This window comes from Streptomyces sp. NPDC048258 (assembly GCF_043201995.1).
In the GTDB taxonomy this organism is placed as follows: Bacteria; Actinomycetota; Actinomycetes; order Streptomycetales; family Streptomycetaceae; genus Streptomyces.
The window spans coordinates 25478-49289 of the sequence record NZ_JBICZH010000024.1 but is presented as its reverse complement, the minus strand read 5'-3'; the positions used below and the strand labels follow the sequence as shown (position 1 = coordinate 49289).

Sequence of the window (23812 nt, the reverse complement as noted above, 5' to 3'; positions counted from 1 at the left end):
GGCGGCCCGGCATCCCGGCGTCCCGGCGTGCCGGCGTGCCTCAGGGTGGGGTCCAGGGGTGGGTGTACCGGAGCAGCGCCCCCACGCCCTCGTCGAGCTTCAGTGCGTACTCCGGTACGACGACCAGTTCGGCGGCGGTGCCGACCAGCGCCCGCACCAGGGCATCGTCGGCGGACTCCTCGCGGGGCGCCCGTACCCCGAAGGAGACCAGTTCCTCGTCGGTCAGCGCGAGCTGGGCGGGCTGCGGGCCGGTCCACAGCCGCAGCGAGGAGCCGGGCGGGTGGTTCAGCAGCAGCGCCGCGACCTGACTGCGCTGCAGGGCCGCGACGGTGGCGGCCAGCCCCTCGGTGACGGGCCCGTCCAGGGCCCGCCGGCCGATGAACACGTTCACCAGGTCCTGGTCGTGCGCTGCCAGCCGGCCGCGGAAGACGGTGTCGAGCTGCGGCTCCAGCAGGGCCCGTCCAGTGTCCGTCGGGGTGGGGCCACCGACCCGTACGACCTTGTCGCGCAGGGCGTGCGGCAGTCGGCGGACCAGGACGTTGCCCGCCCACTCGTCCCCGGCGACGACGACGGTATCGCCGTGGGTGCGCCGCACCCAGGCGTCCAGCCGGTGGCCCAGCCGCACGGCGCTCTGGTGCCAGGTCGCCACCGGCACCCTGTGGTGCAGCCGCTCACCCGGGGCGACATTGGAGGCCGGCCAGGTGCCGGACTCCGCCTCCACCGTCACCCAACCGTGAGCCGTGGCCGTCGGCAGCCCGCCGTAGTGCACCACCACGGCGAGGTAGGGGATCTCCGGCAGATGCTGGCTGACCAGCGGCATCGCGTCCGGCAGGGTGCTGTAGCGGGCCGAGTCCCGGGCGGGTGGCCGGGGCAGCTCCCCTTCCATGACGAGCGACCCGTTGGCCGCGAAGATCGCTTGCCCGTGCACCCCGGGCAGCTCCGCGTCCGCGCCGACCGCCTTCTCCAGAACGCCCAGCACCGCCCGGTCCGCTCCCTGCCTGGTCAGGTCCTCACGCAGCCGGCGCCAGCGCAGTGCGATGGCCCGGTCGGGATGCTCGATGTCCCGCGAGGTGTCCAGGTACACCGACGCGAACGGGCCGGACTCCGTGTACAGGGGTTCCAGGAACGACAGCCTCATCACCACTCCTAGGTGTCCCTCTCCCGATGATGCGCGCGCGGGCGGGCGAGCGGGAGGGTCCCGGACGAGCAGGTGGTGCCTACGAGGCCGCGCAGCGGGCCGGGACAGCGGCCCGGGGTGCGACGCGTATCCGCGTCCCATCCCACATCACGGTCTCCGCGGGCAGGATCAGCAGGCCTTCCCCGTCGGCCCAGGCCGCGTCGATACGCCGCACCTGGACGGCCGCACCTCCCGCGCCGGCCATGTAGACCGTGGGGTCGACCTCCCAGCCGTGCCGGGCGAGCCACGCCTCCAACCGGTGCATGTCCGACTGGGTCGCCCCTCGAGGCCACTCGTACGCATTCTCGCTGTCCATGTCCGTCCCCCCGTTGTGGTCGGAAACCCGACGCACGTCGATACTCCCACCCGGCACTGACAAGGGCCGAGTATTTGTGCACGCCCACGCGTTGCGCCCGCATGCTGGTCGAGGCGGTGCCGGGGGTGCCGGCCGGGGCGACCGGTGGCTCGTGGATCACCGGCCGCCCCGAACCGCACTACGGCCGGGGGGCGGCCGGAGCCGCTTCGGTGTCGAAGGTGTAGAACTTGCGGTGGTCCAGCATGTCGGCCGGGGTCACGTTGTTCCACGGCCGCATGGTGCCGTGCAGGTCGACCACGTTCGGCGTCGGGGCGGCGGGCAGGTAGGTGGACTTCGGGTGCCGGGCCTGCCATTCGGCCCAGAGCATGTCGATGAAGGCGTGGTGCATCCAGAAGACCGGGTCGTTGGGGGACGCCGCGGTGGCCATGTGGCCGCCGATCCATACGTGGACGCGGTTGTGGAGGTTGGCGCCGCGCCAGCCTTCCAGGTGGTTGCGGAAGCCGTTGGAGGAGCTGTTCCAGGGGGCCGTGTCGTACTCGGGCATGGCGAGGACGGCGTTCACCTCGGCCTTGGTCGGCAGCTCGGGGACGCCCGTACCGAGGGTGCGCCGCAGGTACTGGCGCTGGTCCACCCCTACGGTGATGGCCCACTTGCCCGCCGCGTGAGCGAAGGGCCCGTCGAGGACCTGCCCGTCCCGGGCCCGGCTGGTGCCGCCCATGAAGTCCGCGGCCCAGAGGGAGGAGCCGGGGGTCCGGTCGACGGTCCAGTCCCAGTACGGGAGCGAGACCTTCGGATCCACCTTCTGCAACGCCGCCTCGAAGTCCAGCAGGAAGCGGCGGTGCCAGGGAAGGAAGGAGGGGGCGCGGTGGCCGACCCGGTCGCCGAAGTCGGAATCGCTCATGAGGAAGGCGTTGTGGGCGTTGACGTACCGGTCGTAGACGCCGGTGCGCTTGAGTTCGAGCACCGCGTTGACGAAGGCGCGCTTCTCGTCGGCGGTGAGCTTCGCCTGATTCTTACGGACGATCACAGCGTGACCTCCTTCGCCGTGAACGGGACGAGGGCGGCGCCCTGGAGGTCGCGGATGGCGGCGTGGGCGGCCGAGAGGGGGTTGGGAAACGTCTCGTAGTGGTTGACGACGGTGACCCAGCTGCCGTCGGCATTGGGCATGAGGTGCAGTTCGTTGCCGTCGATCCGGATGGTGGGCATGCCGACGCCGTGGTGGCCGCCCGCGCCGAGAGCGATCTGGATGCGGCGGCCTTCGTAGACCTCGTCGATGGCGCCGGTGGGTAGGGAAGCGGGCGAGGCGGACGCGTCGGCCGCCGGGTCGGCGGCCGACGAGGACGTGCAGGCGGTCAGCCCGAGAGCGGTGGCTGCGCCGGCGGTGATGCCCAAAGCCTGCCGGCGGGTGATCATGTTCATGACTTGAAGAGGTATCAGAGGCGCGTCAACGGTTGATCAGTGCCCCGGACATCCAAGGACGGGTTGCCCGTAGTACACGGTGCTGTGCGTGGCCGGGTTTCAGGCCAGGAGCGCGGCCGCCTGCCGGCGGGCGTGCTCCAGCCAGGCCGCGCGTTCCTCGTCGGCCGAGTCCGTCACGGTGCGGAAGACGACCCGACGCACATCGGTGACTCCGACGTACGGCAGGACGCAGGCCGCCCAGATTCTCTGCAGCGGGTCACCGAACTCGTTCTCTTCCCGGTCGGCGGGAGTGTCGGAGGTGTTCAGCACGAGAGCCCTGCCCGCCTTCAGGAGCCCAGCGGGTTCGCCCTCCGCGGTACCCAGCTTGTAGGCGACGCCGATCCTGCTGGCCTATTCCGTGCCCAGCGGGGCTGACGGCTCGTTGGTCGGGACAGCAGCGGCCGTCTTGGCGTTCCCGGTCGCGGGTGGGGTGTGGAATGTCGATGCAGCCGAGGCCGTGGCCCAAGGTGCCTGAGCTGACCGCGCAGGTGGCACGGGCGGTGGCGGCACGGGGCCCGTACCCGTTGGCGATGCGGGTCCGTGACGAGCTGGGCGAGCTGTTCGCGGACGCCGAGTTCGCCGAGGCGTTCGGAGCCAGAGGGCGGCCCGGCTGGTCACCGGGCCAGCTGGCGCTGGTGACGGTGTTGCAGTTCGCCGAGAACCTCACCGACCGGGCAGCAGCGCATCGCGTGCGGTACGGCATGGACCTGAAATACGCGCTCGGCCTGGAGCTGGATGATCCCGGGTTCGACGCCTCGGTGCTGTACGAGTTCCGCACGCGACTGGTCGAGCACGCGATGGAGGAGAAGGTGCTCGACCTGCTGCTGACCGCCCTCAAAGACCGGGGCCTGGTGAAGGCCGGAGGCAGGCAGCGCACCGACTCCACCCGCGTGCTGGCGGCAGTACGCGATCTGAACAGGCTGGAGCTGGCCGGGGAGACGCTGCGGGCCACTCTGGAGGCGCTGGCCTGCGCGGCCCCTGACTGGCTGGCCCAGGCGGTGCCCGTCCGGGAATGGGCCGAACGCTACGGCCCGCGGACTCACTCCTGGCATCCGCCGGCTTCCACGAGCAAGCGCGAGGAGATAGCCCTGGTCTACGGCCGGGACGGGTTCGCACTACTGGAGGCGGTGCATGCCCCTGATGCCCCGGCCTGGCTGCGTGAGCTCCCGGCGGTGCAGGTCCTGCGCGCGATGTGGGTGCAGAACTACCACCGCACTGTGACCGAGGCCGGGGCGGAGGTGAAGCGGCGGGAGAGCAGGGACCTCCCGCCCGGCAGGCTGCGGCTGGCTTCTCCGTACGACACTGACGCGCGCTACGGCCTCAAACAGGGCTCCTGGTGGACCGGCTACAAGGTCCATATCAGTGAGTCCTGCGACGAACCCGACGTGCAGGACGCGGCTACTGGCCAGGCGATGGTCCTCGGAGTCGGCGGACCGCCGCCGCGCTTGATCACCGGCATCGCGACCACCGACGCCACGGTGACCGATGCGGAAATGACCGAACCGGTCCATCACATGCTCGCCGCCCGCGATCTCCTGCCCGCCGAGCACTTCCTCGACTCCGGTTACGCTTCCGCCGAGTTGATCGTCGGCATGAAGAAGAACTTCGGGGTCACCCTGGTCACCCCGGTCCTGATGAACAGCTCACCCCAGGCACGTGCCGGCGCCGGGTTCGACCGCACCGCGTTCACCATCGACTGGGACAAGCGGCAGGCCACCTGCCCACGCGGGGACACCAGCAACTGGTGGAGCCCCGCCACCCTGCGCGGCACCAAGGCCATCGTCATCAAGTTCGACAAGGAGACATGTCGCCCCTGCCCGGTGCGCGACCAGTGCACCCGCTCGAAGACCGGTGGTCGAACCCTCTCCCTGCAACCCCGCGAGGTGCAAGAAGTCCTCGACCATGCCCGCCTCCAACAGGGCGACGAGCAGTGGCGAGCCAAGTACGGAACCCGCGCGGGCATCGAGGGAACCATCCACCAGGCCGTCGCGGTCACCGGCATGAGACGTGCCCGCTACCTTGGTCTCCAGAAGACCCACCTGGAGCACGTCTTCTCCGCCGTTGCGCTCAACCTCATTCGCCTCGATGCCTGGTGGAACGGCCACCCGCTCGACCGCACCCGCGTCGGCCACCTTGCCCGCCTCGATCTCTCCCTCGTCGTGTGACCGATTAAGGGGTACCAGTAGTTCCCGCCGAAAAAGCAACGCTAAGCCCGTCAGACTCGCCCTGATCTGGGGTGATCTCGGGGAAGGCGGGGCGGTGGCCCGCCACAGGGCGGATCGTTGGGCTGAACGAGTGACGGTGACGGGCGGGCGGGCGGGCGGGCGGATGGCTTCACACCTCACCCGTGTCCTCCTTGTTCGCCGGCTCACGGGCGGCCTGCGTAACGGCGGGCTCGATCGGACCGGCTACCCGGCTTCGGGCCGAGCGGCAGCCGATGCGTGGTTCGCTCGGCGCCGTCGGTGGTACGCGACGGTGAGGATCGCCAGGAGCGGGCCCCAGGCGAGGAGCGGCGCGTACGCCGTCCACAGCGCCCAGGCGGCCGGACCGCTGGTAGGGCCACTGTCGCCGTTCTCGTTCATCGGCTCCACGAAACCGAAGATCTGATTCAGCACGGCGTACGCGCCGAGCATCGTGATCAGCGCGGCCCCGAGTGCGGCCGGAACGACCACCGCCGGGATCGGGATCCGTCTACCGCGCAGCCCCGGCACCCAACGCGGGACGACTTCGCCCCACGGCCGCACCAGCCCGAGGGCGAGCAGCGCGAGTCCTTCGGAGACCAGGGACAGCCCGAGCACGTACGGGCGTTCCCACACCGCCCAGTGGTGGTCCGCGTCGTAGCCGGCCAGGCCCAGCACCAGTGCGACACGCCATAACCCGGACGGCAGGACACACAGCGGGATGGCATGGGCCACCCGGACCGCCCAGCGGGGAACGGGCTCGACGGGCCTGCGGCCGGCCGGCGCGCCGACTGACATCTCGGCTGCCGTTGCTGCTGCTGTGGCCCTGGCATGCGTGGTCATGTGCGCCCCTCGACGAGATCCGACGTTGTCGATCTTCGCGTGCAGGGTGGGTGCTCAGCGTCCGCCGCCGGGTTGACCGGCGCTCGTCCGTGCGACGGACGCCGGGGGCGACCACAGGATGACACCGTCGGCGCCAGCGCGAGCGGATTTCCTCCAGTAACCCGCGCGATGGTGTCGGCCAACCGCGTCAGAGCCCTCTGCCAGTGACCAGGCCCGCGCCCCCCGGGCACCCCTCGGCGGGCACCCGCTACGGCTGCCCTGATTCATCCTCTGATCTGGGCCGCAGCTGCTTAGCGTTGGTCTTCGGCGAGAACTACTGAGACCCCAATAAGCCAGCAGGATCGGCGCCAGGCGCAAGTACGCGCTGCACCCAGCCCGTCAGGACAGCGGGTGGCATACCCCACCAGTTCGGGTGCACGAACACCATGGCATCCAGGGTGGCCACCTCTGTTCGGTGCAGCGCCACCTGCGCGTCGTGGGCGCGTGCCGCCGACTCGACCGTGCCCGTCTCCTCGGCGGACAGCAGCGGTACGAACCCCTCGGCGCAGAGGTCATGCGCCACTACCTCGGCCCCCTGCCCGTGCAGCTCCTCCACAACGGCGTCGAACACCGCGTGGTTGAAGCTTCCCGGTCGCGGATGTGCGAGATACACCCCTACACGCATCGTTTCCCCAGTCGTCAGCGGCTGATCGTCATTATCCGTCAGCCCTCTCACGGCCGGGTTGCGCAGGGTGGCCGGTAGGGCCGGACCGGCAGGTAGCGCTTCCACTGCTTACGGGTGATCAGGTCACCCACCGTGGCGAGAGGCCTGGAATGGCCGTGGGTGCGGGTGCTCACGCGTTCTGCCCCGCGGTGCGCGCGGAGTCGAGGAACGCGGCGATTTGGGACGCGCCGGTGCGCTCCAGCCAGGTGCGGAAATCCATGACACCCGGGTGGATCTTCCGAGTGGCGGGGAGGTCCGCACGGTAACCGCACCTGTTGAGCCACTCGTTGGCGTAGGCGAAGTCTTCGCTCAGGGCCCGGATCGCGTCGATCGGGATCCGAACGTACGGCAGCGGTATGCCGAGTGCCTTCCCGATGGCCGCGGCGATCTGGACCGGCGTGAGTTCGTCCCCCGCCAGGGACACCGCCCGGTCGATCCACTCCTGCGGCCGGGAGAACGCCAGCGCGGCGACGGCGCCGACATCGTCGACAGCCATGATCTGCTGCGGGACGTCCGGCGCGAGCCCGGTGGACAGGTTCCCGTTCCGCAGCGCGTATCCGCCGGTGAAGTTCTCCATGAAGGACACCGGCCTCAGGATCGTCGCGGGCAGGCCGAGCGCGGCGATGTGCTGCTCGATCCGCCACTTGCTGACCAGGTTCACCGGCAGCTTCTCCGCAAGGTGTCGGTCCGCTTCGGCGACCGAGGTGAAGACGAAGTGTCCGATGCCTGCGGCGTGCGCGGCCTCGGCGACGTTCACGCCCCAGCGCACCTCGTCCTCGGCGGTGAAGTCCGGCGCGGTGCCGGACGAGCCGACGGTGGGCTGGACGCTGAACAGGCCCCAGGCGCCCTCGGCCGCGGCCGCCAGGGAGTCGACGTCCTCCATCTGTGCCCGCACCACCTGCGCGCCGGCCTGTGCCAGCGCTGTGGCCCGGGCCCCGTCCGGGTCGCGCGTCACAGCACGCACCTGCCAGCCGTCGCGGAGCAGATGACGTGTCACGGCCCTGCCCTGCAGGCCGGTCGCTCCCGCCACCACCACGGTCTTCTGCGTCAGGTTCATGTTTCTTCTCCATGGCGTCCGTGCGGAAGGGGAGCCACACCATAAGTGGGGTGGCCCTCCGTTTCGTGTTCGCTACGATATGGAGGACCACCCCACTTTTCAAGCCGTCAGGAGTGACCGTGCCCGAGGACTCCTCCACCCCGCCCAGCCGGCGGATGCGCGCCGACGCCCGCCGCAACCTCGAGAAGATCGTGTCCGCCGCCGGGGCCCTGATCGCCGAGCACGGCGCCGATGCCTCACTGGAGGAGGTCGCCCGCCGTGCCGGAGTCGGCTCGGCCACCCTGCACCGCCACTTCCCCTCCCGGCAGGCGCTCCTGGAGGCGGTCTTCAAGGACCGGGTGGAGGCCCTGTGCGCGAGGGCGGGCGATCTGCTCGCCGAGGCCGACCCGGGTCGGGCGTTGTCCACCTGGCTCCGCGCCGTCGGCGCGCATGCCGTGGCCAACCGGGGCCTGGGGGCGTCGCTGATGCGCGACGGGGACCCGACACTGGGCGAGACATGCCACGACATGATCACCAAGGCCGGCGACGCTCTCCTTGCACGCGCCCGGGCGGCAGACGCCGTGCGCCCTGATATCACCACCACCCAGTTGCTGAAGCTCGTCGGCGCCATCGCGCTGGCCACCGAGCGGGAACCGGACGGCCCGGCCGAGGCCGACCGCCTGCTCGCGATCGCCATCGACGGCGTACGTGCGCGCTGACGGCCGCTATCGGTGCGCGGCGCCGTAGCCGTACGGGCGGAACTCGGCCGCCCGTACGGCCGGGAGCGGCGCACCCAGCACGGTGATCACGGTCCCGGCCGGCCCCAGCGGGACCAGCGGCACAGGCCCGTACGCCTCCAGTGCCGACGGCGCCTCAGCGGTCGGTGGGATGGGACCCGTGGCCCACGCGGTACCGGGCGAGACGGACGTCCCGCCCGGTCGTCGGCTGGTCGCACTCGCCGGCGGCCACCAGGTGGGCCGGGTCCTGTAGGGCGATGTCGTAGATCTCGTCGTCGGCCGTGCCGGGCGCGGTGTGCGTGATGACGAACCCGCGTGAGCTGAAGCGGCGCTCGAAGCTGCCGTCGGGGCGGTACCGCCCTACGAGGAAGTCGCTGTCGACGAGGAACTCCGTCGGTGCGGTCGACCCGCCCACCAGGCCACCACGATCCGGCCGTCGCCGAGCACGCGTACCGCGTGCGCCTCGTCGTCGCCCGCACCCGGTGCGACCGCCGTGAACACGCGGCCACCGGTGCCGAAGGACGGGTCGAGGCGGCCGTCCGGCAGATACCGGGCCAGCGCGAAGTCCTCCCCGCCCGTCGCGGTGACCGCGTGCCCCACTGCGACGATCTGGCCGAGCCCATGGCGCCCGCGCGCGCCGGGTGCTGGAGACGCGGGTAAGGGCGGGCACCCTCACGGGGTGCCCGCCCTTGGGTTGCTGCCGTTGATTTCGCGGTCAGCCTCAAGCCCTCGTTCCAGCTATCAGAAGGGCAGCGGGAACGGCAGCGGGAACGGCAGCGGGGGCAGCGGGATCGGCAGCGGGGGCAGCGGAATCGGGAGCGGGGGCAGGGGGATCGGGATCTTGGGCGGTGCGGGGATCGGGATCTTCGGGACGGGGATCGGGATCTTCGGCGGTGCCGGGATGGGGGGCAGGGGGAGCGGGATCTTCGGGACCGGGATCGGGAACTTGGGCGGCGCGGGGATGGGGGGCAGGGGGAGCGGGATCTTCGGGACCGGGATCGGGAACTTGGGCGGTGCCGGGATCGGGGGCAGGGGGATCGGGATCTTCGGCGGTGCCGGGATGGGAGGCAGGGGGATCGGGATCTTCGGCGGTGCCGGGATCGGGGGCAGGGGGATCGGGATCTTCGGCGGTATGGGGAGGGGAGGCAGCGGGATCGGGATCTGCGGCGGTACCGGAGGCAGCGGCTTCGGCGCGGGATGCTTGCCGTGGCCGTTCTTACGGTTCTTGTGCTTTTCCTTCCAGTTGTGGTTCTTGTTTCGACTGTCCTTGCCATTTCCCTTATGGCTGGCCTTCTCGCCGTGATTGTCGTTCACAGCATTGGTGTGACTGACTGCCGCAGTCGTGTCGGGCGTCGTGGCGAATGCGCTCGTGGGCAGCACAGCGCCGCCGGCCACCAGGGCGGTCGTCGTTGCCAGCATCACGAAACGCCGGGTCAGGGGTGTCTTGGGCATGGGAGTCTCCTTGTGCGTGGATGAGGGGTGATGCACGGTTGCGGCGCGATGCCGGCTGGTGCCGGTGACTTTCATGGACTGCGTCGGCCGCAATTCACGTAAGCACGGGCCGACCGACGAGGACACGTCCCGGCATATCGGGGCTTGACACTTCGCCTTTACGCATGCCACGTAGCCGCATGAGGTGGTCAATAGGTCGAGTGGCCCGCGCGGCCGGCTCGCCGAGATCGGCCGGATCGCAGAGCTGGACCGCCACCGTCGCCCAGTGGGGGCAGCTTTTACCAAGATCGGCTTTCTGCGTCAAGCCACGTATTCGAGTGGCGTGACGCACGTGCCCTCGCAGGGTTTATTTGAAGTACGCCCACCGGGGAAGCCCGGGAGGAAATGAGGTCGGAAATCTATTCCCGGCCTGTTCTGCGGGACGGTATTCAATTCCTTTTCTTTACATCGAATGGAGAATTCTCATGCACAAGCTGTTCTCGACTCGTCGTGTTGTTCTGGCCGGAGCTTCCCTGGCGCTGGTGGGTGGCGGTATCGCGCTGCCGGCGACCGCGATGGCCGCACCGGCCGCCGTCCCGCAGCACGCCGTCACCCTCGCCCCCAGCGACAGCGCCGACGGCATCGGTACCGGCGGTGACGCCAACGCCGAGAACACCACGGTCGGTGGTGAGGCCACCGGTGGCGACGCCAACTCCGGTGTCGGCATCTGCAAGGGCAAGTGCACGATCACGACCGGTGCGGCCACCGGCGGCAACGCCAGCGCCGACGCCGTCAACACCGGCGACGCCACCTCCGTGGGCGGTAACGGCACGGGTAAGGGCGGCACCGTGAGCAAGGTCGACAAGCAGGTGATCAAGAACCAGGTCAAGAACGAGCTGAAGGCGAAGCTCGGCAAGTGAGGGCCGACAGCCCTACGGCCCCGGGAGCAGATCCCGGCGAGCCCGCCCCACCACACAGCGGACGCCGGAGAGGCTGACCACCTCTCCGGCGTCCGCTGTGTGCAGCGTCCGGCCTCATCTCCCGCTGAGCGCCGCCGTGCTCGCCCGCGTCGGCGGGGTCGGTTGCGGGGAGCCCTGCAGGGCCAGCGCGGTGAGCACGACCAGCGAATCCGTCCAGCCCAGGGGCGCGACCGAGGACGGCAGCCCGGCGCCGTTCACGGTCTCGGGAAGCTCGCCCAGCCCGTTCCGCTTCGACAGCACCCAGTCCAGCACCCTGCCCGCCCTCGCCTGCTCGCCCGTACCCGCCCAAGCGAGGGCGAAGAAAGAGGTACTGGCCGTCCAGGCGTACGATCCCCAGCTGAAATCAGGGTCGTTGCCGGGCGAGACACCGCCGTTGGGCAGCAGCAGCGCCCGGTAGGTGGAGTCCAGCGCTCCGCCGAGGCCGGGCGGGGCGGTGTTGAACGGGGGCGCCATGAACGCCACCGCGCTGTCCCGGCCGTGCCTGCCGTCGATGGTCCGCTGGTAGCCCAGCGGTGCGAAGGCGGCGGCGATGCCGGCGGAGAGCCGCCGGGCCGCGTCCCCCCAGCGCTCCGCGTCCCCGTCCATGCCCAGCCGGGCGGCCAGGTCGGCCGAGGCGTTGAGCCCGGCCAGCAGCGGGGCGGCGGTACCGATGTTGGTGGTCGCGGTGTCCAGCTCCCAGTAGTCCGGGGACGCCGGCGGCAGCCCGTTCGGACCCAGGGACCGCGCGGCGTAGTCGGCCGCCTTCCGCACCATCGGGTACAGCGCGCGCAGTCGTTCGTCCCGGCCGTTCGGCGGCGCCGCCCGGTACCACTGCCAAGTGGCCCAGGGAACCCAGCCGTTGCCGTCCAGCTGCCACTTCCGGGCATCGGGCGGTCCGCTGCCGTCCAGCTTGGTACGGGCCTCCCACGTCCCGTCGGCCCGCTGGGTGCGCGCGTCGTAGCCCAGGATCCGGTACGCCTCGTCGTGGTGCCCGGTGGCGGCGAAAGCGACGGCGGCGAAGGCGCCGTCCCTGGGCCAGGAGTACTCCCAGGGCGGTGACCATCCCGCGGCGAACGCGCCGTTGGGCTTCAGCAGCGCCCGCATCGACAGCAGCGCGCGCTGCGCCGCGGCCCGCTGCGCGGCGGTGGTCCCCGGCACCTGGCCGGCGGCAAGCCAGGCGCGGCTCTCGTCGACCTGCGCGAGGGCGCCCGCGTCATCCGCCGCGACCACGGTGGACGCGGAGGCGCCGTCGGGCAGATACCGCCACCGGCCGGACGGCAGGCGCAGCACGTTGCTGCCGTCGACGTAGGAGGCGCCGACGGCGAAGGAGGGCAGCACGGCCTCGGTGGCCACCCGGTTGGTCAGCAGCCCCGACGTACGGGCCGCGAGTGCCGAGGCGGGCACGTAGCACGGCTCTGTCTCCCCGCAGCGCTCGCTCCCGGTGGGATTGACGTGGAAGGCCAGCCGGGAGGAGTCGGCGTGCCACCCGCCCCAGTACGCCTTGTCGTAGTTCCAGCTGGTCAACGAACCGGGTACGGACTGCCGGGTGCCGTGCCAGGCGATGGGCTTGCTCTCCGCCGTGGTCGCCTGGACGAACAAGTAGTACGTGGCGCCCGCGGTGACGGAGGCGCTGACCGGGAATTCGACCCAGCCCGCCCCGGCCCCGCCCAGGGCGGCGAGGTTCAGGGTCTTCGAGGCCACCGCCGACCCGGCGTCGGCGCGGACCCGGCGGACCTGGGCGGTCACGGTCCCGGTCGCGGCACCGCTGCTCAGATAGACACTGACCCGGGAGAGCCGGGTGCCGGTCACCGTGAAGGCCTGGGCCGCCGCGTTGTTGGTGGACTTCACGCTGAACAGGGCGGTCTCGCGGCGCGTCTGCCCGTCGTAGGGCACGGCTGCCGCGGTGTTCGGGAGCACGGCGGGAACGCCCGTCAGTGCCAAGGAGAGCAGGGCGGGCAGCAGAGCCCTCGTCATCGCCATCGGATTCAGGCCCTTCCGTTGCTCGACGGGCGCGCCGGGCGGAGGGCCAGGGCGCCGAAAGCTGGACCCACCTTGCACGCATCCGGTCCTGGGGGAGGGGGAGTCGGGACGCGTACCACCGGATGGGGCCGTAACGACATCCGATCGTGTGACAGAAACAGCGGGACAAACGGCGGCGCGACCGATCAGCGGGCTCGTTTGCCCGACGGCGTCCCCGTGCAGCAGTTTCAGCCCGGCAAAGCCGGTTGACGCCGTCCGGTCGATCAGCTCTCCTGCTGTCCACCGCGTACCGGGACGCGGGTACCCAGCGGAGGGGAGCGGGAAGTGAGCGTGGACGAGCGGTGACGTGCTCTTCTTCTTCGGGGTCGAGGTCGGCCTGATCACCGTGCTGCCGTGGCTGCTGGGCTGGGGTGGGACCCGGCTCGTCGTCGCCGTACGCCGCAGGCGCCGTAACGGGCCCACGGTTTCCGGTTCTGCCGACGGGTGAGGACGGAGTCCTCAGCGGACGGGCTGGAGGCCCTGCTCCCCGGTGTGCGAGGGGAGAGCGAGTGGCGCACGATGGACGTATCCGGACCGTCACGCTGGAGAAGGCCGTGGTCCTGATGTCCGACGAAGACACGACGTTCAACAGGAAGCGGCGACTGGTCCAGGCGGTGGCCACCGTCTCGCTGGCGGCCTGCGCGCTGTTGCCTGCCAACGGTTTCGCGCCGGCCGCGATGCAGGCCCACGCCGCCACGACGGTCGCGGGCCCGGCCGCGGCAGCATCCCCGGCCCAGACTCGCTACGACCGGATCGCCACTCAGACGCTCGACGACATCGTGAACGGCAACTTCACCGCGGCCACAGCCCACTTCGATGCGACGCTGCGCAAGCTGCTGCCACCCGACGCCCTCGCGGAGGCCTGGGAGACCTACCAGGACAAGGTCGGCCGCTATCAGTCACACGGGGATCCCAAGGACGTCGCATTCGGAGAGCTCACCGTGGTCAACGTGCCGCTGCGCATGGAACACCGGCCCGGGGAGTTCCGCCTGGCCTTCCACGAGGACGGAAGCATCGCCGGTCTGTGGTTCCTCGAGACAGGAGTGCCGATCTCGTAGATCACTGGCCGCCTGCCCTCCGCCTCCCGAAGCTGCCGGGGGTCCTGAGCGGCTCTCCGGCCTCAGGTCAGGTTCAGTCCTCCGTCGAGCACGATGACCTCGCCGGTGAGATAGGTGCTGGAGATCACCGACGCCACCAGGTCGGCCACGTCGGCGGGCTGAGCCGGGCGGCGCATGGGCGCGCGCGTCCGCCACACCTCGTGCGCGTGGGCCCAGTCCTTCGTCATCGGCGTGTCCACCAGCCCCGGAGCGACCGCGTTGACCCGCACATCCGGCGCGAGCGCGGCCGCGAGCAGCCGGGTCACGTGATTCAACGCGGCCTTGCTCGCCGCGTACGGCACCGACGAGCCCTTGGGACGCACCCCGGCATGGCTGGTGACGTTCACGATGCTGCCGCCCGCGGGGGAGCGCCGCAGCGCCGGAAGTGCCGCCGTGCACAGTACCCATGGTGCGATCAGGTTGACTTCCAGCAGCTGCCGCCAGTCCGTCGGCGTCGCCGCGGCCAGGTCGTCGTGCGGGATCGGCCAGCTGATGCCCGCGTTGTTCACCAGCACGTCCAGCCGCCCGAACCGTTCGAGTGCCGCCTCGATCAGTCCCCGGGCCTCCTCCTCCACCGCCAGATCCGCCCGCAGGTACGCCCCGCCGAGCTCCGCCGCCAGTGCTTCCCCGGCTTCCGCACTGCGCCGCGAGTGCACGACGACCCGCATCCCGTCCGCCGCCAGCCTCCGCGCGACGGCCTCCCCGATTCCCGAGGTGGACCCGGTGACCAGGGCAACGGGCCGCTCCGCTTGTTCCATGCTCATACCGACGGATCCTGCCACGGCCCTCGGCGGAGAGGTAGCGGCGTGGCCATCGCCATCCGGCGGCGGTCATCCCGGTGCCGGCGTACCGCTCAGGGTGCGCGCCACCGTTCGGCGGTCCGGCTGGTCGCCTTCCACAGTTCGGGGCTTCCGGCCGGGGCGGGCCACACCTGGATCAGGTACTCCTCGACGGGATCGCTCGCGACGCGCGGGTCGCCGTCGTCGCGGTTCCTGCCGTGGACGCGGATCCGGTAGTCGCCGGGGCCGGGAAGGTCCAGCCGACCGGCCGGGTCCACTTCGGTGCCGGTCGTGGCGAAGTCGATGAACGCGGAGTCCCACGTGACGGGCACCTCGGCGACGTCCTGCCACCGGTCCGCGTCCAGGGGCGGGGCCCCTTCCCAGAGCTGGGCGGTGACGGCGATGCGGCCGATTTCCTGCCCGCACAGGACGCGGGCGCTGCCGCCGTCCGGGTCGGCCTCGACCAGGCCGTTCAGCGTCCACTCGGGTTCGAACTCGGCGACGAGATCCTCCCCCGTGAGGTCGATCGTGCCGGCGTCGACGCGGACGGTGCTGGTGATGGTGTGCTGCGGGGCGGACATGTGGGGTCTTCTCCTCGGTCTCGCATCGGAACGGGGCCGCACCCATGGTGGGTGCGGCCCTGCCCTCGGGGTGCCGGTTCAGCAGAAGTGCCGGCGCCCGGGTGGGGGGTCGGGGTCAGTCGCTGCCGCAGCCGACCGGGCCCATCGCCTGCGGAGGCGCCACGGCACCCGCGGACTTGAGGACACGGACGTAGAACGCGTCGCCCTCAAGGACCCGCTGACCGTTCAGCGACGCCTTGCGCAGACTGCCCTCACGGGAGTTGTCGCCGCCGTCGAGGAAGTGGCAGGAGTAGTCCGGGTTCCGGCTGGCCCCCTCCAGCGACTGGGCGAACGGGTACTCGTCGCACGCCAGCCCGCTGCCCGGCGGCGGCCGGGGGACGTTGCGACCGCAGGCCACGTCACGGTTGGCGTCGATGACCGTGTCGTCGAACGTGCGGTGCAGCGGGTAGCGGGTACCCGGCTTGCCCCACGGCTGGTCGAGGTTGCGCTGCGCCCAGTCGACATGCCAGGCCACCGCGTCGACCCTCGGGTTGGCGGTGTCCAGCACCCACACGGCCGCGACGTCGGGGTACACGCAGCCGCCGGTCCGGACGGGCGTGATGCGGGGCGTGTTGTCGCAGCGCGGCCGGAACGTCTTCCCGATGAGAGCACTGCCCTCGTCGTGACGGGGCGCGTCCAGGGTGGCGTACGGGCGGATGCTGTCGTTGACGAGGGCCCGGCCCGGCGACGACACGGTGAACTCGTACGTCCGCGTCTGGTTCGGGAACAGGAGCTGCTCCCCCGACTCGTCCACGTCGCAGTGGTTGCACTCGAAGCCGACCCGGCCGTTGGTCAGCCAACCCGCCCACGAGGACGGGTCCGTCAGCCGCAGCTCCACCTTGTACTGCGACTTGTACCGGTTGCGCGGGTCCAGCGTGGCCGTGACCTTGGAATGCAGGGTCGCCGTCCCCGCGGGTGCTCCATTGACCGTGTAGATCACCGGGATCTTCAGGTTCGAGCACGATGCGGTACGGGTGAGCCGGGTGAACCCTTCGGCACAGTCGATCGCCTGGGTGCCGACGTCGGCGGCGCCCACGTCGCCCTCGGTGTCCGTGAGGGTGGTTGCCTGCTCCGGAGTGCCCAACGTGATGGCGAGTCGACCTGATCCGGAGTCGTTCGGTTCGGGCGCGGCGCTTGCGGGTGCGGCCACTGCCAGGGAAATCAGCAGGGCGGTACCGATTGCAGCGACTGCCGCGCGTGTCCTACTTAACGATCCTTTACCCATGCGGGTCAGTCCTTCGTCAGTCGTCGAACGGATTGACCCGTGCATGCTGAAACGTTCTCCGGCGGTCGGTCAACAGGCCGTTGAGATCTACCGGACCTCCTCACGCAAACCCCCCGACGCGCACGCATATCCCACACCCGGGAACCCGAACCTGGTCGCGACAGGGGTGATGGCCCCGGCTCGTTCCTGTGCCGACCCTGCGGGTTTCCTTAAGGGACCTTGAAGAACGCCTCCAGGAGGCTCTTTTCGCTGGTCACCGCCCTAGGCTCGGTCGCACCCGTCCTCCCTTTCTCTCTGTGAGGTGCTACAGGCATGAGCCGCAGCCGAACTCCCGGAACTCCGTCCCGCGTCGAGGCGCGACGGAAGAAGACGGTGCGCACGCGCATCGTGCTGTCCCTCACCGCGGCGGCCGCGGCGGTGGCGGTCGGGGTCGCGGTGGCCGACTCCGACGGCGGTGCGCGCGTCGGCCAGCGGGCCGATGGCGCCACCGGACCGAAGTCCGGGACGGCGGGCTCCGGTAACGAGGAGGCGACGGCGACCCCTTCGTCCCCTCTCCCCACGGTCACCGCCGACGCCGCGTCCGCGACGGGCGCGATGCCGTCCGGAACGCCCGGAGCCGACGCCACGGGATCGGCCGCTCCCACGACATCCGCGGCAGAGGAGAGCAGCCCGGCCGCGCCGGCGTCGACCCAGTCCCGCAAGCCCGCGCGGACGCCCGCCGCGACCACCGGCGGCGGTTCCGGGGGTTCCGGCGGCTCCTCAGGCAGCGCATCCGGCGAGTCCGAGTCCGCGGTGCTCGCCCTGGTCAACAAGGAGCGGGCGGCGGCCGGGTGCGGCCCCTTGGCCGTGAACGCCAAGCTGAGCGCCGCGGCACGGGGGTACAGCGACACCATGGCCCGCAGCGGCGTCATGTCCCACACCGGACCCGACGGGTCCACCATGACCACCCGCGTGGAGGCGGCCGGGTACGGATGGTCCCGCCTGGGCGAGAACATAGCCCGGGGCCAGGCGGACGCCGACGCGGTCATGAACGCGTGGATGAACAGCCCCGGCCACAAGGCCAACATCCTCAACTGCGCCTTCCGGGAGATCGGCATCGGTGTCCACAAGGGCGACGGCGGCCCGTGGTGGACGCAGAACTTCGGGACGCCGAAGTAGGAATCCCCCGACCGGCACACGTCCTCCGACCCGTACGCGGGTCAGGAGGACGTCGGCGTTTGCCCGCGGAGCCGGAGCCGGAGCCGGAGCCAGGGCCGGGCCAGGGCCGGGGCCAGGGCCGGGGCCGGCCGTGGCTGTTGGGGGGAGGTGGTGACGGGCGGTGCGGCGCGTCGGCCACTATGGGGCCGTGCCTCGAATTCCGCGCTACCTGCTCATATGGCTGTCGTGCACGGCCGCCAGCGTGACCGCCGTGCTCGTCACGGTCCAGTTCGTGGTCGGCTCGACCAGGCATACGCCTCCGGTCGCGCGGTCCGCCCCGATGGTCTTCGATTCGCCGCCGGCGTGGCTGGCGACGGAGGGCCGGTCCCCGAGCCCGCAGTCCCCGAGCGCGCCCGCCGGCGGCTCGCCCACCGCGACCGAACGCCCCTCTCCCTCGGCTTCGACGTCCACACCCGCGAAGACCTCGACGGGAGCCCCTCGGACCACCGCACCGAAGCCCGCCGTCGACTGCGAGGACGGCGGACCGGGCCTGCACACCGTTCCCTCGCAGGGCGGCAAGGCCACGGTGCGGTACGGGAGCGGCGGCGTGTGCCTGATCTCCGCGATACCCAGCCGCGGATTCAAGGCCACCACGTCACAGACCTCGGACGACACCCTGACGGTCACCTTCTCCAGCGCGGACCACCGCTCGGTCATCACGGCGACGATCGAGCCGATGGCCAAGGCCAGCGTCCGTGAGACATCGTTCTGAGGGCCCGGCCGCTCCGGCCGCTCCGGCGTACCCGGCCTACCCGGCGGCGCACACAACGCCCCGGTCCCTTTTGCGGGTTTCACCTCCTTGTATGCGCTCATCGCCCCAGTTCCGGCGAAGCGGAAGGTGAGCTGTTCCTTAGGGGAACCTGAAGATCACGCTCACACGGTTCGGGCGGCCCGCGGCGGTCCTATGCTCGCGTCAGCCGAGCGGCCTTCGGCGTCCCGGCGGATGGCCCCGGCGACCCGTCGAGCCGTCGCGCCGCCGGCTTCACCGAGCCGGGAGGCGTTTCGCCCTTCCCGCAGTCCGAACCGTGCCTTGGGGTGTCTTCACCATGACTTCTCGCATACTCCGACCCGTCCGTGCAGGCCGCCGCACGACGCAGCCCCGCTCCGCCGCCGCGCCCCGCGGGGTGCGGCTGCCGCTGGTCGCCGCGGCCGTGGTCGCCGCGGGACTGACCGCCGCGTGCGGGCCGACCTCCCAGCCCGTCGGGTCCGCCTCTCCGTCCGCGGCCGGACAGTCGTCGCAGGCCCTCCCCGCCGGGACGGAGTCCGCGTCCGCGTCCGCCGAGGCGTCCTCGACCGCGTCGGCCTCGCCGTCGGCGTCCGCCAGTACCCCGCCCGGTTCCTCGCCGACCCCCTCGCGTGCCCAGACCACTTCGGCCGCGCCCAAGCCGCCCCGTACGTCTGCCGCGCCCGCGCCGGCACGGATACCCGGGCCCGGTTACGACAGCTCGGCCGATGCGCAGAAGCAGATCGACGCGGCACTGAGCGCGGCCAAGGCCGACGGAAGGATGGTGCTGCTCGACTTCGGGGCCAACTGGTGCGGCAACTGCAAGGCGGCCGACAAGGTGTTCGCCCAGCCGCAGACGGCGGCGATCCTCGGGGCCTCGTACCACCTGGTCAAGGTCGACATCGGTGGCAACAGCTCCGCCAACTCCGCGCTCCTGCGCAAGTACAGCCCCTCGGGCGGCAGTTACAAGATGCCCGTCCTGATCGTCGTCACGCCGTCCGGTACGGTGCGCACCGATACCCACGCCACGGGCAACCCCTCCCTGACCTCGGACGGGATCAACTCCTTCCTGCGCCAGTGGGCGTCATGAGACGACCGGCTCCGCGGCCCGCCGCCCTGGCCGGCGCCGGACTCGGGGCGGCGGTCGCTTGCGTCCTCGCCGCCATCGGCACGGCCGGCACCGGCGCCGGCGGTGCCGGGGCGTCGGCCGGGCCGGCGACTGGCGCGGTCAGGGCCGCGGCCGCGGCCACGGTCGTGGACTCCGCCGCCCGGCCGACCGCGCCCGTGCTGGAGGGCGAGGACCTCGACGGGAAGCCGGTCAGCCTCGCCGAGTTCCGGGGCCACGTCGTCGTGCTCAATGTCTGGGGGTCCTGGTGCGGCCCCTGCCGGGCGGAGGCCGACGACCTGGAGCGGCTCAGCGGGCAGACCCGGGCCGAGGGGGTCCGTTTCCTCGGGATCAACACCCGCGACCGGGACCGCGCGGCAGCACAGTCCTTCGTACGCGCGCACGGGCTGGGCTTCCCCAGCCTCCACGATCCCGCCGGTGAACTCCTGCTCCGCTTTCCTCCCGCGTTCCTCAACCCGCGGGCGATCCCGTCAACCCTTGTGATCGACCGCCGCGGACGCATCGCCGTCAGCATCGGGGGAGCGGTCACCGACGAGGAGCTGAGGCCCCTTCTCGCGCGTGTGGCGGAGGAAGAGTCATGACGGCGCTCACGGGCCTTGCGCTCGTCGCCGCGGACGCCCCCTCCCTCCTCCAGGGGACGCCGGCCGTCGCCGCTCCCGTGGCGTTCTTCGCGGGACTCGTCTCCTTCCTCTCACCGTGCGTACTGCCGCTCGTGCCGGGCTACCTCAGCTACGTGACCAGCCTGTCGGTCTCCGACCTGGCGGGCGCCCGCGGCGGGCAACGCCGCCGTATGGCGGCCGGCGCGGCGCTGTTCGTCCTGGGCTTCACGGCGGTCCTCGTCTCCGGAGGCGCCCTGTTCGGGTACTTCGGCCGTAGCCTGCTGGCCCACCAGGAGGTGATCACCCAGGCGCTCGGCGTCTTCACCGTGCTGATGGGGCTGTCCTTCATGGGCTTCCTGCCGGGCTTCACGCAGCGGGAGTTCCGCAGCCACCGGCGGCCCGTGCTCGGACTGGCCGGCGCACCCGTGCTCGGGATGGTGTTCGCGGTCGGGTGGACCCCGTGCATCGGCCCGACGCTGGCCGCCGTGCAGGCGCTCGCCTGGAACGAGGCGAGCGCGGCCCGCGGGGCCCTGCTGATGGCGGCGTACTGCCTCGGGCTGGGCCTGCCGTTCATCCTGGCCGCGTTGGCCTTCCGCCGGGCCCTGGGCGCCTTCGGCCTGGTCAAACGCCACTACCAGTGGGTCCTGCGGATCGGCGGCGGCATGCTCGTGCTCGTCGGCGTGCTGCTGGCCACCGGCGTGTGGAACGACCTGGTGTACCGGCTGCAGTTGTGGAGCGCGGACTTCACCCCAGCCGTCTAGGCCGATCCGCTTCCCTCCCTCCCCTCCCTCCCCTCCCTTCTCCTCCCCTGATGCAGAGGCACAGATGAACGTTTCCGAGTATGTGAGGCATTCCCGGAAGGCCCGCATCGCGGCTGCCCTCCTCTCCTTGGCCGCGCTCGCCGCATGCGGCGAACAGCCCGCCGAGGGCGGCGAGGCCGCGCCCACGACGCGCTTCACCGAGAACGGGGTCACCGTCACCCTCTCGGTGTCCGACTGGCATGCCCCGAAGGGGACTTTGACCGCGGTCTTCACCCCCGAGGAGAAGGGGTTCCACCTCTACAGCACCGATCTGCCACCCACCGGAATCGAGGGCGTGGGCAGACCGACGGCGATGGACGTCACCGGGGTCCTCCGGGCGGACGGGAAACTGACAGCCGCCGCGGACGTACGGACGATCAGCGTGCCCGGTGTCGAGGCCCCGGTCCCCGTCTACCCGGACGGCCCCGTCACCACCACGCTGCCCATCCGCGCCGACGGCAAGGGGGACGCGACGGTACTGCTCGGGTACGCGAGCTGCAGCGCGCAGGAGGGCTGCACCATTCCGGTCTCCGACCGCCCCGTGCACCTGCGCATCACCGACCACGGCCCGGCCTTCGGCGCCCCGTAGGAACGGGCGTTCACTTAAGGTGTGCCCATGCCCAGCGTCCTGGTCGTGGAAGACGACCCCAGCATCCGCCAGTCACTGATCGAGGTCCTGGCGGAGCACGGGTATGCCGTACGCAGCGTGGGCGACGGGTTCGGCGCCTTGCGCGAGGTGACCCAGACGCCCGTCGACGCGGTGGTCCTCGACCTGGGGCTGCCCGATCTGGACGGAGGAGACGCACTGCGCATGATCCGTGGCATTTCCTCCGTTCCCGTACTGGTGGCCACCGCCCGCGACGACGAGACGGAAATCATCAAGCTCCTCAACGCGGGCGCCGACGACTACCTGGTCAAGCCCTTCTCCGGGGGACAACTCATCGCACGCCTCTCCGCCGTCCTCAGGCGCACCAGCCACGTTCCGCCCGCCCATGCCGCTCAGGGTTCGCTGCCGGCACAGGCAGCCGAACCGCTGCGCCCCACCACCGTGGGCGAGCTGGCGGTGGATCCCGGCGCGCGCACCGCGTACCTGGCCGGCCGGGAGCTGCGCCTCACCCGCCGGGAGTTCGACCTCCTGGCCTTCCTCGCCCACCACACCGGCCAGGTAGTCTCCAAGCGCCGCCTGCTGACCGAGGTCTGGCGCGAGCCGTACGTGGACGACCAGACCGTCGACGTGCACCTGTCGTCCCTCCGGCGCAAGCTCGGCGAACGCGCGGCGGCCCCGCGCTACCTGCTGACCGTCCGCGGCGTCGGCATCAAACTGGTGGCGCCGCGTTGAGACGCTCACTGGCCGGAGTGGCGCTCGCCGTGACCTCCATGGTCGCCCTCTCCTTCCTCATACCGCTGGCCGCACTGGTGATGTCGCTGGTCAAGGAGCAGAGCGTCACCGCGGCCGAGCAGCGGGCCGCCGCCCTGGCCCCCGTACTGACGTTGACCACGGATCCGTCCGCCCTGCGGGAATCCGCCGCCGGCCTGGACGCGACCGAGCACCTGGTCGTCCACCTGCCGGACGCCCCCGCCCTCGGCCGCTCCCGAGCCCCCGCCGCACTGCTCGAACGGGCACAGAAGGGGCGCGAGTCCATCTCCCAGCGGATTCCCAGCGGCTGGATCTGCCTGCAGCCGGTGGTGCTGCCCGGCGACCGGGTCGCCGTCATCGAGAACTTCGTCCCCGAGGAGGAGCTGACCCGCGGGGTCAGGACCTCCTGGGCGGTCATGCTCCTCCTCGCCGTCGGGCTGATCGGCGGGTCCGTGCTGGTCGCCGACCGCCTCGGTGCGAAGGTCGTCAGGTCCTCCAAGAGACTCGCCCACGCTTCCCACGCGCTGGGCGAGGGCAACCTGGACGCCCGCGTGGACCCCATGGGCCCCAAGGAACTGCGGGACGCGGGCATCGCCTTCAACGCCATGGCCCACCGGATGACCGAACTGCTCGCCGTCGAACGCGAACTGGTCGCCGACCTGTCCCACCGGCTGCGCACCCCGCTGACCGCCCTGCACCTCGCATCGGAGCGCATGGCGGGCTCACCGGAGTCGGCCAGGGTCGAGGCGGCGGTGGGCGCACTGGAGGCGGAACTCCAGGCCATCATCACCGCGGCGCGCACCCCGCTCTCCGTGGGCCCCATGGGCCAGGGCATGCTCGGCACGGAAGCGGGCACGGGCCACGCCGCCACCGGCGCGGGACCGTCCGGACCCCGCTGCGAGGCAGCCGACGTCGTCCGGCGCCGGACAGCCTTCTGGGCGGTCCTGGCGGAGCAGCAGAGCCGGACCTGCTCCCTCGACATCACCCAGGAGCCCACGACCGTCAGCCTCTCCGACGACGACATCGCCGCCGTGGTGGACGCGCTCATCGGCAACGTCTTCCGCCACACCCCGCCCGGTACCCCGTTCGGTGTCCGCGTCGTCCGCACCGCCCAGGCCGTGGAGCTGGTCGTGGAGGACGCCGGTCCGGGCATCCCGGAACCGGACCGGGCCCTCTCCCGAGGGAGCAGCACCGGTTCCTCGGGGCTCGGCCTCGACATCGCCCGCAGGGCCGCCACCGTCACCGGCGGCTCGATGCGCATCGCGCGCGGGCCTCGTGGAGGCGCGCACATCACCGTGGTCTTCGTACTCGCTCCACCCCTGCTGTCCGGGCGCGGGCCACGTACGTCCCGACGGCGTACGGGATGGCCGCGCAGCCGGTGAAAGCCTCTGCCGACCGGGCCGCTCGGCCGGGTCGGGTGCCCGGTCCT

28 protein-coding genes are annotated in these 23812 nt (G+C 71.4%); 13 read left to right on the top strand and 15 right to left on the bottom strand.

What is annotated here, in order from left to right; genetic code table 11:
- Nucleotides 1–40: 40 nt before the first annotated feature.
- The 5 genes from ACGFYQ_RS35790 to ACGFYQ_RS35770 all read right to left on the bottom strand — a co-directional run bounded on the left by ACGFYQ_RS35790 (nucleotide 41) and on the right by ACGFYQ_RS35770 (nucleotide 3221).
- Nucleotides 41–1138, bottom strand: a complete 1098-nt coding sequence (locus tag ACGFYQ_RS35790; protein WP_393750426.1) for a hypothetical protein — start codon at nucleotides 1136–1138, stop codon at nucleotides 41–43.
- A gap of 79 nt (nucleotides 1139–1217) precedes the next feature.
- Nucleotides 1218–1493 (bottom strand): hypothetical protein, encoded by a 276-nt coding sequence (locus tag ACGFYQ_RS35785; RefSeq protein WP_393750424.1) that lies wholly within the window; start codon nucleotides 1491–1493, stop codon nucleotides 1218–1220.
- A 178-nt stretch (nucleotides 1494–1671) separates the two neighbouring features.
- Entirely contained in the window at nucleotides 1672–2520 is an 849-nt protein-coding gene (locus ACGFYQ_RS35780) for a tyrosinase family protein (RefSeq protein WP_393750422.1), read from the bottom strand.
- Nucleotides 2517–2912, bottom strand: coding sequence for a tyrosinase family oxidase copper chaperone (locus ACGFYQ_RS35775; protein ID WP_393750420.1), 396 nt, complete (start codon nucleotides 2910–2912; stop codon nucleotides 2517–2519). Before ACGFYQ_RS35775 ends, ACGFYQ_RS35780 begins: the two co-directional genes overlap by 4 nt.
- A gap of 99 nt (nucleotides 2913–3011) precedes the next feature.
- Nucleotides 3012–3221 carry a hypothetical protein gene (locus ACGFYQ_RS35770; RefSeq protein WP_393750418.1) on the bottom strand — a complete coding sequence of 70 codons (210 nt, stop codon included), beginning with the start codon at nucleotides 3219–3221 and terminating at the stop codon, nucleotides 3012–3014.
- A 173-nt stretch (nucleotides 3222–3394) separates the two neighbouring features.
- Between ACGFYQ_RS35770 and ACGFYQ_RS35765 the strand changes: the two genes are divergently transcribed.
- Entirely contained in the window at nucleotides 3395–5116 is a 1722-nt protein-coding gene (locus tag ACGFYQ_RS35765; RefSeq protein WP_393750416.1) for an IS1182 family transposase, read from the top strand.
- A gap of 243 nt (nucleotides 5117–5359) precedes the next feature.
- Here ACGFYQ_RS35765 and ACGFYQ_RS35760 read toward each other — a convergent pair whose 3' ends face one another.
- From ACGFYQ_RS35760 to ACGFYQ_RS35750, 3 genes are all read right to left on the bottom strand, one after another.
- Entirely contained in the window at nucleotides 5360–5974 is a 615-nt protein-coding gene (locus ACGFYQ_RS35760) for a hypothetical protein (protein WP_393750414.1), read from the bottom strand.
- 313 nt (nucleotides 5975–6287) lie between these two features.
- Complete coding sequence (locus tag ACGFYQ_RS35755) at nucleotides 6288–6689, bottom strand: NAD(P)H-dependent oxidoreductase (RefSeq protein ID WP_393750412.1); 402 nt, start codon at nucleotides 6687–6689, stop codon at nucleotides 6288–6290.
- 118 nt (nucleotides 6690–6807) lie between these two features.
- Nucleotides 6808–7734, bottom strand: a complete 927-nt coding sequence (locus ACGFYQ_RS35750) for an NmrA/HSCARG family protein (protein WP_393750410.1) — start codon at nucleotides 7732–7734, stop codon at nucleotides 6808–6810.
- 119 nt (nucleotides 7735–7853) lie between these two features.
- On the opposite strand from ACGFYQ_RS35750, the gene ACGFYQ_RS35745 reads away from it, so the two are divergent.
- The gene (locus ACGFYQ_RS35745) at nucleotides 7854–8432 is read left to right on the top strand and encodes a TetR/AcrR family transcriptional regulator (RefSeq protein WP_393750408.1); all 579 of its coding nucleotides are present in this window, start codon (nucleotides 7854–7856) and stop codon (nucleotides 8430–8432) included.
- A gap of 154 nt (nucleotides 8433–8586) precedes the next feature.
- Here the strand turns inward: ACGFYQ_RS35745 and ACGFYQ_RS35740 are convergent, their stop codons facing one another.
- From ACGFYQ_RS35740 to ACGFYQ_RS35730, 3 genes are all read right to left on the bottom strand, one after another.
- Complete coding sequence (locus ACGFYQ_RS35740; RefSeq protein ID WP_393750406.1) at nucleotides 8587–8865, bottom strand: hypothetical protein; 279 nt, start codon at nucleotides 8863–8865, stop codon at nucleotides 8587–8589.
- Nucleotides 8811–9059 (bottom strand): hypothetical protein, encoded by a 249-nt coding sequence (locus tag ACGFYQ_RS35735; protein ID WP_393750542.1) that lies wholly within the window; start codon nucleotides 9057–9059, stop codon nucleotides 8811–8813. The genes ACGFYQ_RS35740 and ACGFYQ_RS35735 overlap by 55 nt, the downstream gene beginning before the upstream one ends.
- Before the next feature lie 132 nt (nucleotides 9060–9191).
- Entirely contained in the window at nucleotides 9192–10028 is an 837-nt protein-coding gene (locus tag ACGFYQ_RS35730) for a hypothetical protein (RefSeq protein WP_393750404.1), read from the bottom strand.
- 338 nt (nucleotides 10029–10366) lie between these two features.
- Here ACGFYQ_RS35730 and ACGFYQ_RS35725 point away from each other — a divergent pair, with 338 nt between their 5' ends.
- Nucleotides 10367–10801 carry a hypothetical protein gene (locus ACGFYQ_RS35725; RefSeq protein ID WP_393750402.1) on the top strand — a complete coding sequence of 145 codons (435 nt, stop codon included), beginning with the start codon at nucleotides 10367–10369 and terminating at the stop codon, nucleotides 10799–10801.
- Nucleotides 10802–10915: 114 nt separating this feature from the next.
- Here ACGFYQ_RS35725 and ACGFYQ_RS35720 read toward each other — a convergent pair whose 3' ends face one another.
- Nucleotides 10916–12820, bottom strand: a complete 1905-nt coding sequence (locus tag ACGFYQ_RS35720) for a hypothetical protein (RefSeq protein ID WP_393750400.1) — start codon at nucleotides 12818–12820, stop codon at nucleotides 10916–10918.
- 346 nt (nucleotides 12821–13166) lie between these two features.
- On the opposite strand from ACGFYQ_RS35720, the gene ACGFYQ_RS35715 reads away from it, so the two are divergent.
- Nucleotides 13167–13307 carry a hypothetical protein gene (locus tag ACGFYQ_RS35715; protein ID WP_393750398.1) on the top strand — a complete coding sequence of 47 codons (141 nt, stop codon included), beginning with the start codon at nucleotides 13167–13169 and terminating at the stop codon, nucleotides 13305–13307.
- A gap of 61 nt (nucleotides 13308–13368) precedes the next feature.
- Entirely contained in the window at nucleotides 13369–13917 is a 549-nt protein-coding gene (locus ACGFYQ_RS35710; RefSeq protein ID WP_393750396.1) for a DUF3887 domain-containing protein, read from the top strand.
- Nucleotides 13918–13979: 62 nt separating this feature from the next.
- Here ACGFYQ_RS35710 and ACGFYQ_RS35705 read toward each other — a convergent pair whose 3' ends face one another.
- From ACGFYQ_RS35705 to ACGFYQ_RS35695, 3 genes are all read right to left on the bottom strand, one after another.
- Nucleotides 13980–14720, bottom strand: a complete 741-nt coding sequence (locus ACGFYQ_RS35705) for an SDR family NAD(P)-dependent oxidoreductase (RefSeq protein WP_393750394.1) — start codon at nucleotides 14718–14720, stop codon at nucleotides 13980–13982.
- Nucleotides 14721–14809: 89 nt separating this feature from the next.
- The gene (locus ACGFYQ_RS35700) at nucleotides 14810–15316 is read right to left on the bottom strand and encodes a hypothetical protein (RefSeq protein WP_393750392.1); all 507 of its coding nucleotides are present in this window, start codon (nucleotides 15314–15316) and stop codon (nucleotides 14810–14812) included.
- Between the two features lie 115 nt (nucleotides 15317–15431).
- Complete coding sequence (locus ACGFYQ_RS35695; RefSeq protein WP_393750390.1) at nucleotides 15432–16505, bottom strand: hypothetical protein; 1074 nt, start codon at nucleotides 16503–16505, stop codon at nucleotides 15432–15434.
- Between the two features lie 387 nt (nucleotides 16506–16892).
- On the opposite strand from ACGFYQ_RS35695, the gene ACGFYQ_RS35690 reads away from it, so the two are divergent.
- The 8 genes from ACGFYQ_RS35690 to ACGFYQ_RS35655 all read left to right on the top strand — a co-directional run bounded on the left by ACGFYQ_RS35690 (nucleotide 16893) and on the right by ACGFYQ_RS35655 (nucleotide 23765).
- Entirely contained in the window at nucleotides 16893–17738 is an 846-nt protein-coding gene (locus tag ACGFYQ_RS35690) for a CAP domain-containing protein (RefSeq protein WP_393750388.1), read from the top strand.
- A gap of 187 nt (nucleotides 17739–17925) precedes the next feature.
- Nucleotides 17926–18489: a hypothetical protein gene (locus tag ACGFYQ_RS35685; protein WP_393750386.1), complete on the top strand. Its 564-nt coding sequence runs from the start codon at nucleotides 17926–17928 to the stop codon at nucleotides 18487–18489.
- Between the two features lie 334 nt (nucleotides 18490–18823).
- Entirely contained in the window at nucleotides 18824–19591 is a 768-nt protein-coding gene (locus tag ACGFYQ_RS35680; protein ID WP_393750384.1) for a thioredoxin family protein, read from the top strand.
- Nucleotides 19588–20208 carry a TlpA family protein disulfide reductase gene (locus tag ACGFYQ_RS35675; RefSeq protein ID WP_393750382.1) on the top strand — a complete coding sequence of 207 codons (621 nt, stop codon included), beginning with the start codon at nucleotides 19588–19590 and terminating at the stop codon, nucleotides 20206–20208. The genes ACGFYQ_RS35680 and ACGFYQ_RS35675 overlap by 4 nt, the downstream gene beginning before the upstream one ends.
- The gene (locus ACGFYQ_RS35670) at nucleotides 20205–20987 is read left to right on the top strand and encodes a cytochrome c biogenesis CcdA family protein (RefSeq protein ID WP_393750380.1); all 783 of its coding nucleotides are present in this window, start codon (nucleotides 20205–20207) and stop codon (nucleotides 20985–20987) included. Before ACGFYQ_RS35675 ends, ACGFYQ_RS35670 begins: the two co-directional genes overlap by 4 nt.
- Nucleotides 20988–21051: 64 nt before the next feature.
- Nucleotides 21052–21615 (top strand): hypothetical protein, encoded by a 564-nt coding sequence (locus ACGFYQ_RS35665; RefSeq protein WP_393750378.1) that lies wholly within the window; start codon nucleotides 21052–21054, stop codon nucleotides 21613–21615.
- Between the two features lie 27 nt (nucleotides 21616–21642).
- On the top strand, nucleotides 21643–22365 hold the full coding sequence (locus tag ACGFYQ_RS35660) for a response regulator transcription factor (protein ID WP_393750376.1): 723 nt from the start codon (nucleotides 21643–21645) through the stop codon (nucleotides 22363–22365).
- The gene (locus ACGFYQ_RS35655; protein WP_393750374.1) at nucleotides 22362–23765 is read left to right on the top strand and encodes an ATP-binding protein; all 1404 of its coding nucleotides are present in this window, start codon (nucleotides 22362–22364) and stop codon (nucleotides 23763–23765) included. The genes ACGFYQ_RS35660 and ACGFYQ_RS35655 overlap by 4 nt, the downstream gene beginning before the upstream one ends.
- Nucleotides 23766–23812: the final 47 nt, after the last annotated feature.